The organism is Paraburkholderia ferrariae NBRC 106233, assembly GCF_000685035.1.
Taxonomy (GTDB): domain Bacteria; phylum Pseudomonadota; class Gammaproteobacteria; order Burkholderiales; family Burkholderiaceae; genus Paraburkholderia; species Paraburkholderia ferrariae.
On the sequence record NZ_BAYB01000049.1, the window covers coordinates 22489 to 37199 of the forward strand.

At 63.4% G+C, this 14711-nt stretch carries 13 protein-coding genes; 10 read left to right on the forward strand and 3 right to left on the reverse strand.

Annotation, left to right across the window (positions count from 1 at the left end; translation table 11 throughout):
• Positions 1–389: 389 nt before the first annotated feature.
• The 3 genes from ppsA (at position 390) to BFE01S_RS33605 (ending at position 4427) form a co-directional block, all read left to right on the forward strand.
• Positions 390–2789, forward strand: a complete 2400-nt coding sequence (gene ppsA / locus BFE01S_RS33595) for a phosphoenolpyruvate synthase (RefSeq protein ID WP_084170384.1) — start codon at positions 390–392, stop codon at positions 2787–2789.
• A 130-nt stretch (positions 2790–2919) separates the two neighbouring features.
• The gene (locus BFE01S_RS33600; RefSeq protein ID WP_028229267.1) at positions 2920–3381 is read left to right on the forward strand and encodes an NfeD family protein; all 462 of its coding nucleotides are present in this window, start codon (positions 2920–2922) and stop codon (positions 3379–3381) included.
• Between the two features lie 104 nt (positions 3382–3485).
• Positions 3486–4427 (forward strand): SPFH domain-containing protein, encoded by a 942-nt coding sequence (locus BFE01S_RS33605; RefSeq protein ID WP_028229268.1) that lies wholly within the window; start codon positions 3486–3488, stop codon positions 4425–4427.
• A 117-nt stretch (positions 4428–4544) separates the two neighbouring features.
• On the opposite strand, the gene smpB is transcribed toward BFE01S_RS33605, so the two are convergent.
• Entirely contained in the window at positions 4545–4991 is a 447-nt protein-coding gene (gene smpB / locus BFE01S_RS33610) for an SsrA-binding protein SmpB (protein WP_028229269.1), read from the reverse strand.
• Between the two features lie 115 nt (positions 4992–5106).
• Between smpB and BFE01S_RS33615 the strand changes: the two genes are divergently transcribed.
• Together BFE01S_RS33615 and BFE01S_RS33620 are read left to right on the forward strand one after the other, a co-directional pair.
• The gene (locus BFE01S_RS33615; protein WP_028229270.1) at positions 5107–5544 is read left to right on the forward strand and encodes a type II toxin-antitoxin system RatA family toxin; all 438 of its coding nucleotides are present in this window, start codon (positions 5107–5109) and stop codon (positions 5542–5544) included.
• A complete protein-coding gene (locus BFE01S_RS33620; protein WP_028229271.1) occupies positions 5541–5873 on the forward strand; it encodes an RnfH family protein in 333 nt (110 codons plus the stop codon). Before BFE01S_RS33615 ends, BFE01S_RS33620 begins: the two co-directional genes overlap by 4 nt.
• 146 nt (positions 5874–6019) lie before the next feature.
• On the opposite strand, the gene BFE01S_RS41270 is transcribed toward BFE01S_RS33620, so the two are convergent.
• Positions 6020–7048: a DMT family transporter gene (locus BFE01S_RS41270; protein WP_042339574.1), complete on the reverse strand. Its 1029-nt coding sequence runs from the start codon at positions 7046–7048 to the stop codon at positions 6020–6022.
• Between the two features lie 236 nt (positions 7049–7284).
• On the opposite strand from BFE01S_RS41270, the gene guaB reads away from it, so the two are divergent.
• The 5 genes from guaB to BFE01S_RS33650 all read left to right on the forward strand — a co-directional run bounded on the left by guaB (position 7285) and on the right by BFE01S_RS33650 (position 13295).
• Positions 7285–8745 (forward strand): IMP dehydrogenase, encoded by a 1461-nt coding sequence (gene guaB / locus BFE01S_RS33630; protein WP_028229272.1) that lies wholly within the window; start codon positions 7285–7287, stop codon positions 8743–8745.
• 6 nt (positions 8746–8751) lie between these two features.
• Positions 8752–9477, forward strand: coding sequence for a hypothetical protein (locus tag BFE01S_RS33635; RefSeq protein ID WP_028229273.1), 726 nt, complete (start codon positions 8752–8754; stop codon positions 9475–9477).
• 162 nt (positions 9478–9639) lie between these two features.
• Entirely contained in the window at positions 9640–11223 is a 1584-nt protein-coding gene (gene guaA / locus BFE01S_RS33640; RefSeq protein WP_028229274.1) for a glutamine-hydrolyzing GMP synthase, read from the forward strand.
• A 307-nt stretch (positions 11224–11530) separates the two neighbouring features.
• Positions 11531–12742 (forward strand): tyrosine-type recombinase/integrase, encoded by a 1212-nt coding sequence (locus BFE01S_RS33645; protein WP_028229275.1) that lies wholly within the window; start codon positions 11531–11533, stop codon positions 12740–12742.
• 34 nt (positions 12743–12776) lie between these two features.
• A complete protein-coding gene (locus BFE01S_RS33650) occupies positions 12777–13295 on the forward strand; it encodes a GIY-YIG nuclease family protein (RefSeq protein WP_084170386.1) in 519 nt (172 codons plus the stop codon).
• Between the two features lie 198 nt (positions 13296–13493).
• On the opposite strand, the gene BFE01S_RS33655 is transcribed toward BFE01S_RS33650, so the two are convergent.
• A protein-coding gene (locus tag BFE01S_RS33655) for an IS3 family transposase (protein WP_407668258.1) occupies positions 13494–14629 on the reverse strand; the annotation gives its coding sequence in 2 pieces (ribosomal slippage) (positions 13494–14365 and positions 14365–14629; 1137 coding nt in all).
• Positions 14630–14711 lie beyond the last annotated feature (82 nt).

Here is a 14711-nt window from a genome sequence, read left to right on the forward strand (position 1 = left end):
GGCGGCGCGCCCGGGCGGCGCGAGGTGCAGCGTTCCGAGGCGCGATTCTCACCGACAGACACATTTTCGAGAGTCGGCACGGTAGAATAGCGGCAACCTGTTGGATAAGCAATTGCAGTGCAACCACGTCAAACGGCAGCCCATCGTGGCTCATTCTGACGTCAACTTGCAGCGATTCCGCCTAACTTCGCGTAATCGTTTGCATCTTCGTGCTTTTCCTTTCATTGGATGCAAGCTTCGAAGGTGCTGCTCGGGCCCATTGAGCGGCTTGAGCCGATTGCGATTGCTTCTCCAACAGGTTGCGCAAGACGCGAATCCGCTTCCTGTGAGCGGACCGCGTTCGAGCCCACTTGCGCAATCGTGAATTTTTTTCACACTTAGGGGCTTGTATGACTAACACCGTTGCAAAGGATCAGGCGTATGTAGTGCCTTTCGAGCAGTTGCGGATGACCGATGTCGAGATCGTGGGCGGCAAGAACGCCTCGCTCGGCGAGATGATCAGCCAGTTGGCTGAAGCCGGCGTGCGCGTGCCCACGGGCTTCGCCACGACGGCGCTCGCTTTCCGCGACTTCCTGAAACACAACAACCTGACCGAACGGATCGCCGCTCGTCTGGAGACGCTCGACGTCGACGACGTGAAGGCGCTGGCCGAAGCCGGCAAGGAAATCCGTCAATGGATCATCGATGCGCCGCTGCAGGCGAAGCTCGAAGCGGACATCCGCGCGGGCTTCCAAACGCTGCAGAACGGCTCGCCGGCTGAACTCTCGTTCGCGGTGCGTTCGTCGGCGACCGCCGAAGACCTGCCCGACGCCTCGTTTGCCGGTCAACAGGAAAGCTACCTGAACGTGGTGGGCGTCGAGGATGTGCTCGACCGCCTCAAGCACGTGTTCGCGTCGCTCTACAACGACCGCGCCATTTCCTATCGCGTCCACAAGGGTTTCACGCATGCCGAAGTCGCGCTTTCGGCCGGCGTGCAGCGCATGGTCCGCTCGGACTGCGGCGCCGCGGGCGTGATGTTCACGCTCGATACGGAATCGGGCTTCAAGGACGCCGTTTTCATCACGTCGAGCTACGGTCTTGGCGAAACGGTCGTGCAGGGCGCCGTGAATCCGGACGAGTTCTATGTTTTCAAGACCACGCTCGCCCAGGGCAAGGCCCCGATCATCCGCCGCTCGATCGGCTCGAAGCTCATCAAGATGGAATTCACGCAGCCGGGCGAGCCGGGCCGCGTGAAGACCGTGGACGTGTCGCACGAACAGCGCAACCGCTTCTCGATCACCGACGAGGACGTGATCGAGCTGGCGAAGTATGCCGTCATCATCGAGCAGCACTACCAGCGTCCGATGGACATCGAGTGGGGCAAGGACGGCCGCGACGGCAAGATCTTCATTCTCCAGGCGCGTCCCGAGACCGTGAAGAGCCAGGCCGCCGGCAAGGTCGAACAGCGCTTCAAGCTCAAGGGTCAGTCGCAGGTGCTGGCCACGGGCCGCGCCATCGGCCAGAAGATCGGCGCGGGCCGCGTGAAGGTGATTCACGATCCGTCCGAAATGGAACGCGTGCAGCCGGGCGACGTGCTCGTGGCCGACATGACCGACCCGAACTGGGAACCGGTGATGAAGCGCGCTTCGGCGATCGTCACGAACCGTGGCGGCCGTACCTGCCACGCCGCGATCATCGCGCGCGAGCTGGGCGTGCCGGCCGTGGTGGGCTGCGGCGACGCGACCGACGTGCTGAAGGACGGCGCGCTCGTGACCGTGTCGTGCGCGGAAGGCGACGAAGGCCGCATTTATGACGGCCTGCTCGAAACCGAAGTGAGCGAAATCCAGCGCGGCGAACTGCCGCCGGTGCCGGTCAAGATCATGATGAACGTCGGCAACCCGCAGCTTGCGTTTGACTTCTCGCAGTTGCCGAATGCCGGCGTGGGCCTGGCGCGCCTCGAGTTCATCATCAACAACAACATCGGCGTGCACCCGAAGGCGATTCTGGAGTACCCGAACGTCGATGCGGACCTCAAGAAGGCCGTCGAGAGCGTTGCCCGCGGCCATGCTTCGCCGCGCGCGTTCTACGTGGACAAGCTGACAGAAGGCATCGCGACGATTGCGGCGGCGTTCTATCCGAAGCCCGTGATCGTGCGTCTGTCGGACTTCAAGTCGAACGAGTACAAGAAGCTGATCGGCGGTTCGCGCTACGAGCCGGACGAAGAGAACCCGATGCTCGGCTTCCGCGGCGCCTCGCGCTACATCGCCGAGGACTTCGCCCAGGCGTTCGAGATGGAATGCCTCGCGCTCAAGCGCGTGCGCGAAGAGATGGGTCTTACGAACGTCGAGATCATGGTGCCGTTCGTGCGTACGCTCAAGCAGGCGGAACGCGTGGTGGGCCTGCTCGAGAAGTTCGGTCTCAAGCGCGGCGTGAATGGCCTCAGGCTCATCATGATGTGCGAAGTGCCGTCGAACGCGATCCTCGCCGAAGAGTTCCTGCAGTTCTTCGACGGTTTCTCGATCGGCTCGAACGACCTTACGCAGCTCACGCTCGGCCTCGACCGGGACTCGGGCATGGAACTGCTCGCCGTCGATTTCGACGAGCGCGATCCGGCTGTGAAGTTCATGCTCAAGCGCGCGATCGAAACCTGCCTTCGCCTGAACAAGTACGTGGGCATCTGCGGCCAGGGGCCGTCCGATCACCCGGACTTCGCCCAGTGGCTGGCCGAGGAAGGCATTGCCTCGATCTCGCTGAACCCGGATACGGTGATCGAGACGTGGCAGGCGCTGGCAAGCGCGCAGGGCAAGTAAGGCTGCGGCAGACGCCGCCTTGACGAAAGTCGGGGTGGCCGAGGCCGCGGCGGCACCGCACGGAAAAAAGTGTCAGCTTCGTGCTATAACACCCCGGTCAAGCCGGGGTGTTTTACTTTGGGAGACTGACGTGGGTCCACATGGTTTGTTCTGGTGGGTCGGCGCGGGTGTGCTGGTTGTCGCCGAGCTGATGACGGGCACGTTCTACCTGCTGATGATCGCGCTCGGCTTTCTCGCCGGCGTGCTCGCTTACGAACTGGGCGTGCCGCTCGACTTCCAGCTTGCGATTGCGGCCGCTGTCGCATTGATTGCGGTGATCGCGCTGCGCCGCTCGCGCTTTGGCCGGCGCCGGCGCAATACCGACGCCTCGCGCGATCCGGGCGTCAATCTCGACATCGGCGAATCGCTCAGTGTGGCGGGTTGGCACGAGCGCCGCGCGCGGGCCATGTATCGCGGCGCCGAATGGGATGTCGAACTCGCGCCCGGCGAGCCCGAAGACGCGCATCTCTATGAAATCAAGGCGATGCGCGGCAGTTGCCTCATCGTTGGGGTGCGCCGCCACGCTGCGCACGGCGGGGCCCGGCACGCCTGAGTCTTGTTTGCTCGTTGCGAGCGCTGCGGGGCCGCGCGATTGCCGTGGTTGTTCTGCTGCCGCCACTGTTACTCCGATTACACCGAAGAGAAGAGAGGCCATTCATGCAAGTTCCAGTCGTCGGGTTGATTCTGCTGGTGATCGTCATCGTGCTGATCGCGCAGACCATCAAGATCGTGCCGCAGCAGCACGCGTGGGTGCTCGAGCGGCTCGGCCGCTATCACGCCACGCTCACGCCGGGGCTCTCGATGGTGCTGCCATTCGTGGATCGCGTCGCGTACAAGCACGTGCTCAAGGAGATTCCGCTCGACGTGCCGAGTCAGGTCTGCATCACGCGCGACAACACGCAGTTGCAGGTGGACGGCGTGCTGTATTTCCAGGTGACCGACCCGATGAAGGCGTCGTACGGATCGAGCAACTACGTGTTCGCGATCACGCAGCTCTCGCAGACCACGCTGCGCTCGGTGATCGGGCGGCTTGAACTCGACAAGACCTTCGAAGAGCGCGACTTCATCAACCATAGCGTGGTGTCGGCGCTCGACGAGGCGGCCTCGAACTGGGGGGTGAAGGTGCTGCGCTACGAGATCAAGGATCTCACGCCGCCCAAGGAGATTCTCCACGCCATGCAGGCGCAGATCACGGCCGAGCGCGAGAAGCGCGCGCTGATCGCGGCTTCCGAGGGCCGCAAGCAGGAGCAGATCAATCTCGCGGCGGGCGCGCGCGAGGCCGCGATCCAGAAGTCGGAGGGCGAGAGGCAGGCGGCGATCAACCAGGCGCAGGGCCAGGCGGCCGCGATTCTCGCGGTGGCGGAGGCCAATGCACAGGCCATCCAGAAAATCGGCAGCTCGATCCAGACCCAGGGCGGCATGGACGCCGTCAACCTCAAGGTCGCGGAGCAGTACGTGAATGCGTTCAGCAATCTCGCCAAGCAGGGCAACACCCTGATCGTGCCGGGCGACATGGGCGATCTTTCGACGATGATCGCCTCGGCGCTCACGATCGTGAACCGCTCGGGCATGCGCGAGCAGCAGGTGAAGGGCGCCTGAGCCGCGGCGAAACGGCGCACGCTCCTCCGTCGATTGTCGATCCCAAACGAGAACGGGCCGCGTATGCGGCCCGTTTCTTCATGAATCGGGGTGAAGCGGCGCGGCGTCAAGCCGGCATCAGGTCGGCGAGCGCATGAGGCGCGCCTTTTCCCGCTCCCAGTCGCGCTTCTTCTCGGTTTCGCGCTTATCGTGCTGCTTCTTGCCCTTGGCGAGGCCGATTTCGCACTTCACGCGGCCATCCTTGTAGTGGAAGTTCAGCGGCACGAGCGTATAGCCGCGCTGCTCGACCTTGCCGATCAGCTTGTCGATCTGGTCCCGGTGCAGGAGCAGCTTGCGCGTGCGAACCGGGTCGGGATGGATGTGAGTCGAGGCTTCCGGCAATGGGCTGATGTGCGTGCCGATCAGGAACAGCTCGCCTTCCTTGATGACGACGTAGCCCTCCTTGATCTGGCCGCGGCCCGCGCGCAGCGCCTTGACCTCCCATCCTTCGAGCACGAGCCCTGCCTCGTGGCGCTCTTCGATGAAATAGTCGAAGAACGCTTTTCTGTTGTCGATGATGCTCATAGAAAAATGGAAAAGGCCCAACTCGTTTAAAATTACGATTTTAGCAAAGCGGGCCCGCGAACCAGCAAAGCCGGCCCGCGAGCGCTTTCCTCACCTTGTCACGCGTTGCCACCTTATGGCGGATGTCCAGAAAACCGTGCTGATTCGCCATTCGGCGGAACAGATGTTCGACCTCGTGACCGACGTGGCCGACTACCCCAACTTCCTGCCGTGGTGCGGCGGCATCGAGATTCGCCGCCAGGACGAAAACGGCATGGAGGCGAAGATCGACATCCACTTCAAGGGCATCAAGCAGCACTTCGCCACGCGCAACACGCAAAAGCGGCCCGAACGCATCGACATGGAATTCGCCGACGGCCCGTTCCGCAAATTCACGGGCTACTGGCGCTTCACGCCGCTGCGTGCCGACGCCTGCAAGATCGAGTTCGCGCTGCACTACGAGTTTTCTAACATCATTCTGGAAAAGCTCATCGGGCCGGTGTTTCATCACATTGCGAGCACCTTCGTCGATTCCTTCGTGAAGCGCGCCGACCAGCGCTACGGCAAGCCATGAGCACGAACCTTTCCATCGACGTCTGCTACGCGCTGCCCGACACGCAGACGCTCATTGCGGTCGAACTGGCGCCGGGCGCCACGGTCCGGCAGGCTATCGACGCAAGCGGGATTCTGCGGCAGCACCCGGAAATCGACCTCGAGAAGCTCAAGGTGGGCATCTACGGCAAGATCAAGCCGCTCGACGCCGTGCTGGCCGATCACGACCGGGTGGAGATCTACCGCCCGCTGATCGTCGATCCGAAGGCCGCGCGCCAGCGGCGCGTGGACAAGAGCCGCAAGGCCGGATCCGTGGAAGGGCGCAAGTGGCTGAACAAGGATTCGCGTTAGCCTGGCGTCGGCCTGGTGTTGACCTGGTGTTAGCCCGACATCGACCTGGTTGATCTTACCTTAGCCGCCGACGCTACCGAACGCCACGGGCCAAAGCAGCAGATGCGCTGCTTTGGCCCGTTTACTTTTCCGCTGGGAGAGAGCCCTTACGCGGCCGTCTTGCGCCGTTCGCTGCGGCCTGCGTCGCCGATGCCGGGCAGATCGCCCTCGGGCACGAGGCCGTCGCCGTGCGCGGTGTCCTCGGGGCCGCCCGAATGCTGGCGCACCGACCAGCTCACGCCCGCCACGAGCAGCACGATGGCCGCCACTTCCAGCACCCGCGGCAGGCGGTGGTCGTAGATGAAGCCGTAGAGCAGGGCAAAGAGCGTCTCGAACACGATCATCTGGCCCGAGAGGGTGAGCGGCAGGCGCTTGGCCGCGGCGTTCCAGAGGCCGTTGCCAAGCCACGACGCGCCGATGGCGAGGACGAGGTTGAGCTGCCAGAACGTCGTCCAGCGCGACGCCGCCACGCTGTCCTGAACCACGCCGGCAGGCAGCACGAGGATCGCGAGCCACAGCAGGCCGCCGAGCGCGCCCGTCACCACGCCCCAGAGCACCGACCATTCGTTGCCGCTGAAATGCGCGTTGCGATGCAGATAGCGCGCGTTTTCGACGGCGAACCACGTCCAGCAGACGAGCGCCCCCACCGCGCAGCCGATGCCCGCGATCTTCGTCGCCACGCTCACGCCCGAGGCGGCGCTGCCGGCGGCCGTAAAGACATCGACGTTGATGCAGACGATGCCGGCCGCGATCATGGCAAGCGGCCAGACGAGGCGTGCGAGCGGCACCGCGCCGTGGTCGCGCCGGCCGAGCAGCGTCACGGTCACGGGCAGCACGCCGACGATCAGCGAAGCCGGTGCGATGCCGACGAGGTGGATCGCAGTGGCAAGAAACAGGTAGTAGAGCAGGTTGCCCATAAAAGCGAGCTTCACGAGCGCGACGAGGTCGGCGCGCGTGAGGCGCGGCCATACGCGGCGCAGCATCGGCAGGAGCGCCGCCAGCGAGACGAGGCCATACATCACGTAGCGCCCCGCGCTCAGGAGCAGGGGCGAAAACTCCGGCAACTGGCGCGGCACGACGAACACGGTGCCCCATAACGCGCCGGCAAGCACGCCGTACAACACTCCACGCTGCATTTTCGAATGCTCCCATCGATCTGACTGGCCGCGAGCTTAACGGGGCGCCGGCCGGGTGTCTTGTTTCATCCTGCACCGGCATGCAAAGGGCCGGACCCTGGGGGGCCGGAAAGGGCCCGGAAAATCCCGCGCGCGAACGGCCGCGTTTACCGAAATCGCCGCTAAGCTACTGTTGATACTGATGATTTCCAGGGCGCTATCCCGTATAATCTGCTTTTGCGCCTATAGGATTTGCCATGCGTCTGATCCAGAAAGCACTCACGTTCGATGACGTGCTCCTCGTCCCCGCCTTCTCCGACGTTCTCCCGCGCGATACCAGCCTGAAGACCCGGCTGACCCGCAATATCTCCGTGAACATTCCGCTCGTCTCGGCCGCCATGGATACGGTGACCGAAGGCCGTCTCGCCATTGCGATGGCGCAGCAGGGCGGCGTCGGCATCGTCCACAAGAACCTCACGCCCGCCGAGCAGGCGCGTGAAGTGGCGAAGGTGAAGCGTTTCGAGTCGGGCGTGGTGCGCGATCCGATCACGATTCCGCCGCAGATGAAGGTGCGCGACGTGATCGCCCTGTCGCAGCAGCATGGCATTTCGGGCTTCCCCGTGGTGGAAGGCGCGCAGTTGATCGGCATCGTCACGAACCGCGACCTGCGCTTCGAAACGCGCCTGGACGAGCCGGTACGCACCATCATGACGCCGCGCGAGCGCCTCGTGACGGTCAAGGAAGGCACGCCGCTCACCGAAGCCAAGGCGCTCATGCACAGCCACCGCCTCGAGCGCGTGCTGGTCGTCAACGACGCCTTCGAACTGCGCGGCCTCATGACCGTGAAGGACATCACCAAGCAGACCGAACACCCGGCCGCCTGCAAGGACGAGCATGGCAAGCTGCGCGCGGGCGCGGCCGTGGGCGTGGGCCCGGACAACGAAGAGCGCGTCGAGTTGCTGGTGCAGGCCGGCGTGGACGTCATCGTGGTCGATACGGCGCACGGCCACAGCAAGGGCGTGCTCGAACGCGTCCAGTGGGTCAAGCGCAACTTCCCGCACGTCGAAGTGATCGGCGGCAACATCGCGACGGCCGACGCCGCGCGCGCGCTCGTGGAGTACGGCGCGGACGGCGTGAAGGTCGGCATCGGCCCGGGCTCGATCTGCACGACGCGGATCGTCGCCGGCGTGGGCGTGCCGCAGATCAGCGCGATCGCCAACGTGTCGGAAGCACTCAAGGGCACCGGCGTGCCGTGCATTGCCGACGGCGGCGTGCGCTACTCGGGCGACGTCTCCAAGGCGCTCGCGGCCGGCGCGAACGCCGTGATGATGGGCAGCATGTTCGCGGGCACCGAAGAGTCGCCGGGCGACGTGTTCCTCTACCAGGGCCGCCAGTACAAGTCGTACCGCGGCATGGGCTCGGTCGGCGCGATGAAGGACGGCGCCGCGGACCGCTACTTCCAGGACAACTCGGCGAACATCGACAAGCTCGTGCCGGAAGGCATCGAAGGCCGCGTTGCCTACAAGGGCTCGGTCAACGCGATCCTGTTCCAGTTGATCGGCGGCGTGCGCGCCTCGATGGGCTACTGCGGCTGCCGCACGATCGACGAAATGCACGAGAAGGCGGCGTTCGTCGAGATCACGTCGGCGGGCATGCGCGAGTCGCATGTTCACGATGTCCAGATCACCAAGGAAGCGCCCAACTACCACGTGGACTGATCGCCCATGAAGCCGCTGCTGCGCGTTGTGCTGATTGTCGATGCGTTGATGTTGCTGGGTTTCGGAGTGCTGTTCCTGCTGACTCCGTGGGCCTCGCTCTTCGACGCGCTGCAGCTGGTGCAGCCGCAGCCGGCGTTCGTCGGACAGGTGTTCGGCGTGGTGCTGCTGGGTTTTGCGTGGCTGGCCGCGCGCGCGGCGTTCGACGGAGCGATGACCGCGCCGGTCGGCCGGGTGGCGGGCCATCTCGACTGGATTGCCGGCGTGCTGCTGCTGGTCTGGCTGATCGGGCTGCATACGCCGCGGCTCACGGGTTTCGGCCAGTTGCTGGCGGGTGCCCTGGGCGCCTGGTTGATACTGGTGGGGTTCGGGCTGGCGCGCCTCGCCGCGGCGGTCAGGCGGCGCGAGAAGGCGCTTGCGGCCGAAGCCGCAGCAGCGGAGCGCGACGCACGCGACGCAGCAAAGCGCGAGCGCCGGCAGGAGCCCGTCACTTACGCGGCGCCGGTATTCGCCGGTGTGGCGGCGCCTGCAACCTCTGCGGTTGCGGCGCCAGTAGAGCCGCCCGTCGAGCGCGCTGCGCCGCCTGTGCCAGCGTCAGTATCGGAACCCGCGTCGTCGCCTGCATCGCCCGTGGCGCCCCTCGCAGGGAGCCACACCACGGTGGAAGCCGAAGCGGCGCGCCGCGCGGCCCGCGACGAGGCTGCCGGCGCACCGAGGCCGCCGCTTCGTGGCTGAGCGGCCCTGGATGCCCCGACAGCCCGCTGCCCCAGCCGCCTTGCGCCCGCACCCTGGTCTTGACTGCCGTTCGAAGGGCGGCCGTTCGCTTTCCTTATTCACGCTGCGTGCCTTAAGCGCGCGGCTTTCCGTATCCGTTCTTTTTAGGTCTCGTCCGCTGCCATGCACGACAAAATCCTGATTCTCGACTTCGGTTCGCAAGTCACCCAACTCATCGCGCGCCGCGTGCGCGAAGCGCACGTCTACTCGGAAGTGCATCCGTACGATGTGGATGACGCGTTCATTCGCGACTTCGCGCCCAAGGGCATCATCCTCTCGGGCGGCCCGAACTCGGTCACGACCTCCGACACACCGCGCGCCCCGCAGGCCGTGTTCGAACTGGGCGTGCCGGTGCTCGGCATCTGCTACGGCATGCAGACGATGGCCGAGCAACTGGGCGGCAAGGTCGATAACGGCCACCTGCGCGAATTCGGTTACGCCGAAGTGCGCGCGCGCAACCACACGAGCCTGCTCGAAGGCATCGAAGATTTTCAGACGCCGGAAGGCCACGGCATGCTCAAGGTCTGGATGAGCCACGGCGACAAGGTCACCGACATGCCGGAAGGCTTCAAGCTCATGGCCTCGACCGAGTCGTGCCCGATCGCCGCGATGGCCGACGAAGCGCGCCACTTCTACGGCCTGCAATGGCATCCGGAAGTCACGCACACCGTGAAGGGCCGCGCGATGCTCGAACGCTTCGTGCTCGGCATCTGCGCGGCGAAGGCCGACTGGGAGATGGGCCACTACATCGAAGAGGCCGTCGAGACCATCCGCAAGCAGGTGGGCGACGAGCATGTGATCCTGGGCCTTTCGGGCGGCGTGGATTCGTCGGTGGCGGCGGCGCTGCTGCATCGCGCGATTGGCGACCAGTTGACCTGCGTGTTCGTCGATCACGGCCTCTTGCGCCTGAACGAAGCCGAGCAGGTGATGAAGACGTTCGCCGAGAACCTCGGCGTGAAGGTGATTCACGTGGACGCGAGCGGGCCGTTCCTCTCGAAGCTCGCCGGCGTAACGGATCCGGAAGCGAAGCGCAAGATCATCGGCGCGGAATTCGTCGAAGTGTTCCAGGCCGAAGCGGGCAAGCTCACCGACGCGAAGTGGCTCGCCCAGGGCACGATCTATCCGGACGTGATCGAATCGGCGGGCAAGGGCAAGAACGCCGCGCACACGATCAAGAGCCACCACAACGTGGGCGGCCTGCCGGAGACGCTGAATCTCAAGCTGCTCGAACCGCTGCGCGAACTGTTCAAGGACGAGGTGCGCGAATTGGGCGTGAAGCTAGGCTTGCCGCACGAGATGGTGTATCGCCATCCGTTCCCGGGCCCGGGCCTGGGCGTGCGGATTCTCGGCGAAGTGAAGCGCGAATTCGCCGACCTGCTGCGCCGTGCGGACGCGATTTTCATCGAGACGCTGCGCAACACCATCGACAAGGAAACGGGCAAGTCGTGGTACGACCTGACGAGCCAGGCGTTCGCGGTGTTCCTGCCGGTGAAGAGCGTGGGCGTGATGGGCGACGGGCGCACGTATGAGTACGTGGTGGCGCTGCGTGCGGTGCAGACGCAGGATTTCATGACCGCGCATTGGGCACATCTGCCGCATGAACTGCTGGGGCATGTGTCGAACCGGATTATTAATGAGGTGCGTGGGATTAATCGGGTTGTGTACGATATTTCGGGGAAGCCGCCGGCGACGATTGAGTGGGAGTGATTGGACGTCCGGCATCGGCCGGCACCCACTGGCAGTAAAATACCCCTAAGCCCGCGATTTTGCGGGCTTTTTTGTGCTTGTGTCTGGCAATGGCTGGCACCTTTCGGCATCCTCAAGCACGGTTTTTTTATGGCATAGATGGTGGTATCGTTTCGACGTGATGCCATGATGTGCCGCTGATACCATGTGCCCGCCTCACGGGGAGGCATGGTATTGATTCTGTATAACGTATTGATTTTATGCGTTTTTGCTCCAGAATTGGACGGCGCTCGGATCATGGTATTTGAACGGAATCTGAGCACGGATCATGCTGACCGATACCAAGTTGCGCAACATCAAGCCGAAGGACAAGCTCTACAAGGTGAATGACCGTTACGGCCTCTATGTGGCCGTAACGGCGGCCGGGGCGATCTCGTTCCGCTACAACTACTCGATCCACGGCAGGCAAGAGACCGTCACCTTCGGCCGCTACGGTGCCGGCGGCATTACCCTGGCGGAAGCCCGCGAGCGGCTGAGCGAGGCCAAGAAGATGATTGCGGCCGGGAAGTCGCCAGCAAAGGAGAAGGCGCGGGACAAGGCCCGCGTCAAGGACGCCGAGACATTCGGAGCCTGGGCGGAAAAGTGGCTGCGGGGCTACCAAATGGCCGAGTCAACTCGCGACATGCGTCGCTCGGTCTTCGAGCGGGAGCTGAAGCCGAAATTCGCCAATCAGAAGTTGATAGAGATCACCCACGAGGATCTGCGGGCGCTGACCGATGCTATCGTGGAGCGAGGCGCACCGGCAACCGCGGTGCATGCGCGTGAGGTAGTGTTGCAGGTCTATCGTTGGGCCATAGAGCGCGGCCAGAAGGTCGAGAACCCGGCAGAGCTGGTGCGACCAACATCCATCGCCAGGTTTGAGCCGCGCGACCGTGCGCTGATACCCGAAGAAATCGGCTTGATGTACCAGTACATAGAGCGCATCGGCACGACGCCATCCATCCGAGCGGCCGCCAAGCTGCTGCTGCTGACGATGGTGCGCAAGAGCGAACTGACCAACGCGACGTGGAGCGAGATCAGTTTCAGTGACGCGCTTTGGACGATCCCAAAGGAGCGGATGAAGCGACGCTATCCGCACTTGGTGTTCCTATCCCGGCAGGCACTGGATATCTTCATTGCCCTGAAAACCTTCGCTGGTGGTTCGGACTACGTGCTGCCGTCGCGGTATGACTCGGATTTACCCATGAGCAGCGCCACGCTTAATCAGGTGCTGACGCTGACGTACCGGCTGGCGCAGAAGGAGGGGAAGTCGCTCGCCAAGTTCGGGCCACATGATTTGCGGCGAACGGCCAGCACGCTCCTACATGAGGCCGGCTACAACACGGACTGGATCGAGAAGTGCTTGGCGCACGAGCAGAGGGGAGTTAGGGCCGTATACAACAAGGCCGAGTATCGCGAACAGCGCACGGCGATGTTGCAGGACTGGGCGGACATGATCGACGAGTGGACGTTGAAACAGCCGAAGGGGCTAGCCAGTTGAAATCTGCGGTTCGACAGCCAGGGAGGCCGTACCGATGGACACACACTATGTTTATTTAATCGCCTGCCGCGGTGAAAGCAAGATCTACGTAAAGCTCGGTCTGACATCAAGCATTCAGCGTCGCCTGTCAAACATTCAGACCGGATGCCCGCATTCGATAACGCATGCTTTCATTGTGCGGTCCGCGCATCGCGAAGAAGTTGAAGGCCTAGAAAAGCTTCTGCACGTTCTTTTAGAACCAGAATGCCTTCGTGCGGAGTGGTACGAGGGGACGGAGAGATTTTTTGGAACGCTTGATGCTGTGCTTTCGCGAGTAAATGAAGGCGGATTCACCCACGAAGAGCTTTGGGACACGCCGGACTTCGTAGGTTCGGAGTTCGAAATCATGCTGCATCGACACGAGTTCCAGTTCTTAAGAATCCAGCTACCAATTCGAAAGGGGCGCGATCCGATTGAGAACGCTCAAAACGCGAGTCCAGCAGAGATTGCAGACAGCTTGATGCGAGAGCTGTCTACGCCCTTGCTGCGGCTAGCCGTCGAACTCCAGCAGTAAGTTGCGCGTTGCTCGAGCGTCGAGGCATTGCCTCGGATTTCATTGACACTTGAGGGGCGCAGCATTTTAGCCGCTAAAAAGCGTAGCAGAGCTAAAGCCAGGACGCATGGCCTGAGTGCCCGACGACTTCCGTGCCTAGAGGTGGCCTCGCTCGTTTGGACAGTCTTCTGAGATTTTTAAGTGGAACATCCGAGGCGATCATGCTGCCGTTTTGATCGCAGGCAGCGTCGCGAAGTATGCCTCATCCGGCGTGCGATCCGCCAGGCTCGAATGAGGCCGCTTCCGGTTATACAACTCGATGTATTCGCCGATGGAGCGCCGGGCATGGCTGACCGACTCGTAGGCTTTCAGATACACCTCCTCGTACTTGATGCTGCGCCACACTCGCTCGACGAACACGTTGTCGCGCCAGCAACCCTGGCCGTCCATCGACAGCCGGATGCCTCGGCTCAGCACAGCCTCGGTGAACCCGCCCGCCGTGAACTGGCTGCCCTGGTCGGTGTTCACGATGTCGGGCAGCCCATAGCGGGCAAACGCTTCTTCCAGCGCCTCGACAGCATGCATGGCTTCCAGCGTGATGGCGACACGGTGGGCGAGCACTTTGCGGCTCGCCCAGTCCACCACTGCCGTCAGGTACACGAAGCCGCGTGTCATCGGAATGTAGGTCGTGTCGAGCGCCCACGCCTGGTTGGCCCGCTCGATCTTCAGGCCACGCAGCAGATACGGCCAGGTTTTGTGCTGTGCGTTGCGGCGGCTCGTGTCCGGCTTGCAGTAGAGCGCCTCGACGCCCATGCGCTTCATCAGCGTGCGCACGCGACGACGACCCACTTCATGGCCTTCCCGGCGCAACAGGCGCGCCAGCATCCGTGCTCCGGCAAATGGAAACTCCGTGTGCAGTTCGTCGATTCGTCGCATCCGCAACTGATCGGCCTCGCTGACCGGCTGCGGTCGGCAATACGCGCTCGATCTCGCGATGCCAACCAGCCGCGTCTGTTGCGAAACCGGCAGCGCATGCGTACGGTCGATCATCGCTTTGCGCTCAGCAATCCCGACCTGGTGAGCGCGCCGCTTAAAAAATCATTCTCCAGCGTCAACTGGCCGATCTTCGCGTGCAGCGTTTTCACATCCACCGGTGGCTCGCTCGACGGCGTGCCTGCCGCGCCAAACACGTCTGCCGCGCGCTCCTGCAACTGCCGCTTCCATTCTGTGATCTGGTTCGGATGCACATCGAACTGCTGCGCCAGTTCGGCCAGCGTCCGCTCGCCTTTGACCGCTGCCAGTGCCACCTTCGCTTTGAACGCCGCTGAGTGCGTCCGTCGGGTTCTCTTCGTCATTTCCTCGATTCCTTTGCCAACATTATCGCTGGCGCAGGCCCCGGGCTATCCACTTATCCGGCTGTCCGAATTTGCGCGGCCA

Bases quoted from the DNA above. Each gene is read 5' to 3' on its own strand.
- ppsA (WP_084170384.1), top strand. From the start codon at position 390: ATGACTAACACCGTTGCAAAGGATCAGGCGTATGTAGTGCCTTTCGAG.
- BFE01S_RS33605 (WP_028229268.1), top strand. From the start codon at position 3,486: ATGCAAGTTCCAGTCGTCGGGTTGATTCTGCTGGTGATCGTCATCGTG.
- smpB (WP_028229269.1), bottom strand. From the start codon at position 4,991: ATGAGCATCATCGACAACAGAAAAGCGTTCTTCGACTATTTCATCGAA.
- BFE01S_RS33615 (WP_028229270.1), top strand. From the start codon at position 5,107: ATGGCGGATGTCCAGAAAACCGTGCTGATTCGCCATTCGGCGGAACAG.
- BFE01S_RS33620 (WP_028229271.1), top strand. From the start codon at position 5,541: ATGAGCACGAACCTTTCCATCGACGTCTGCTACGCGCTGCCCGACACG.
- BFE01S_RS41270 (WP_042339574.1), bottom strand. From the start codon at position 7,048: ATGCAGCGTGGAGTGTTGTACGGCGTGCTTGCCGGCGCGTTATGGGGC.
- guaB (WP_028229272.1), top strand. From the start codon at position 7,285: ATGCGTCTGATCCAGAAAGCACTCACGTTCGATGACGTGCTCCTCGTC.
- BFE01S_RS33635 (WP_028229273.1), top strand. From the start codon at position 8,752: ATGAAGCCGCTGCTGCGCGTTGTGCTGATTGTCGATGCGTTGATGTTG.
- guaA (WP_028229274.1), top strand. From the start codon at position 9,640: ATGCACGACAAAATCCTGATTCTCGACTTCGGTTCGCAAGTCACCCAA.
- BFE01S_RS33645 (WP_028229275.1), top strand. From the start codon at position 11,531: ATGCTGACCGATACCAAGTTGCGCAACATCAAGCCGAAGGACAAGCTC.
- BFE01S_RS33650 (WP_084170386.1), top strand. From the start codon at position 12,777: ATGGACACACACTATGTTTATTTAATCGCCTGCCGCGGTGAAAGCAAG.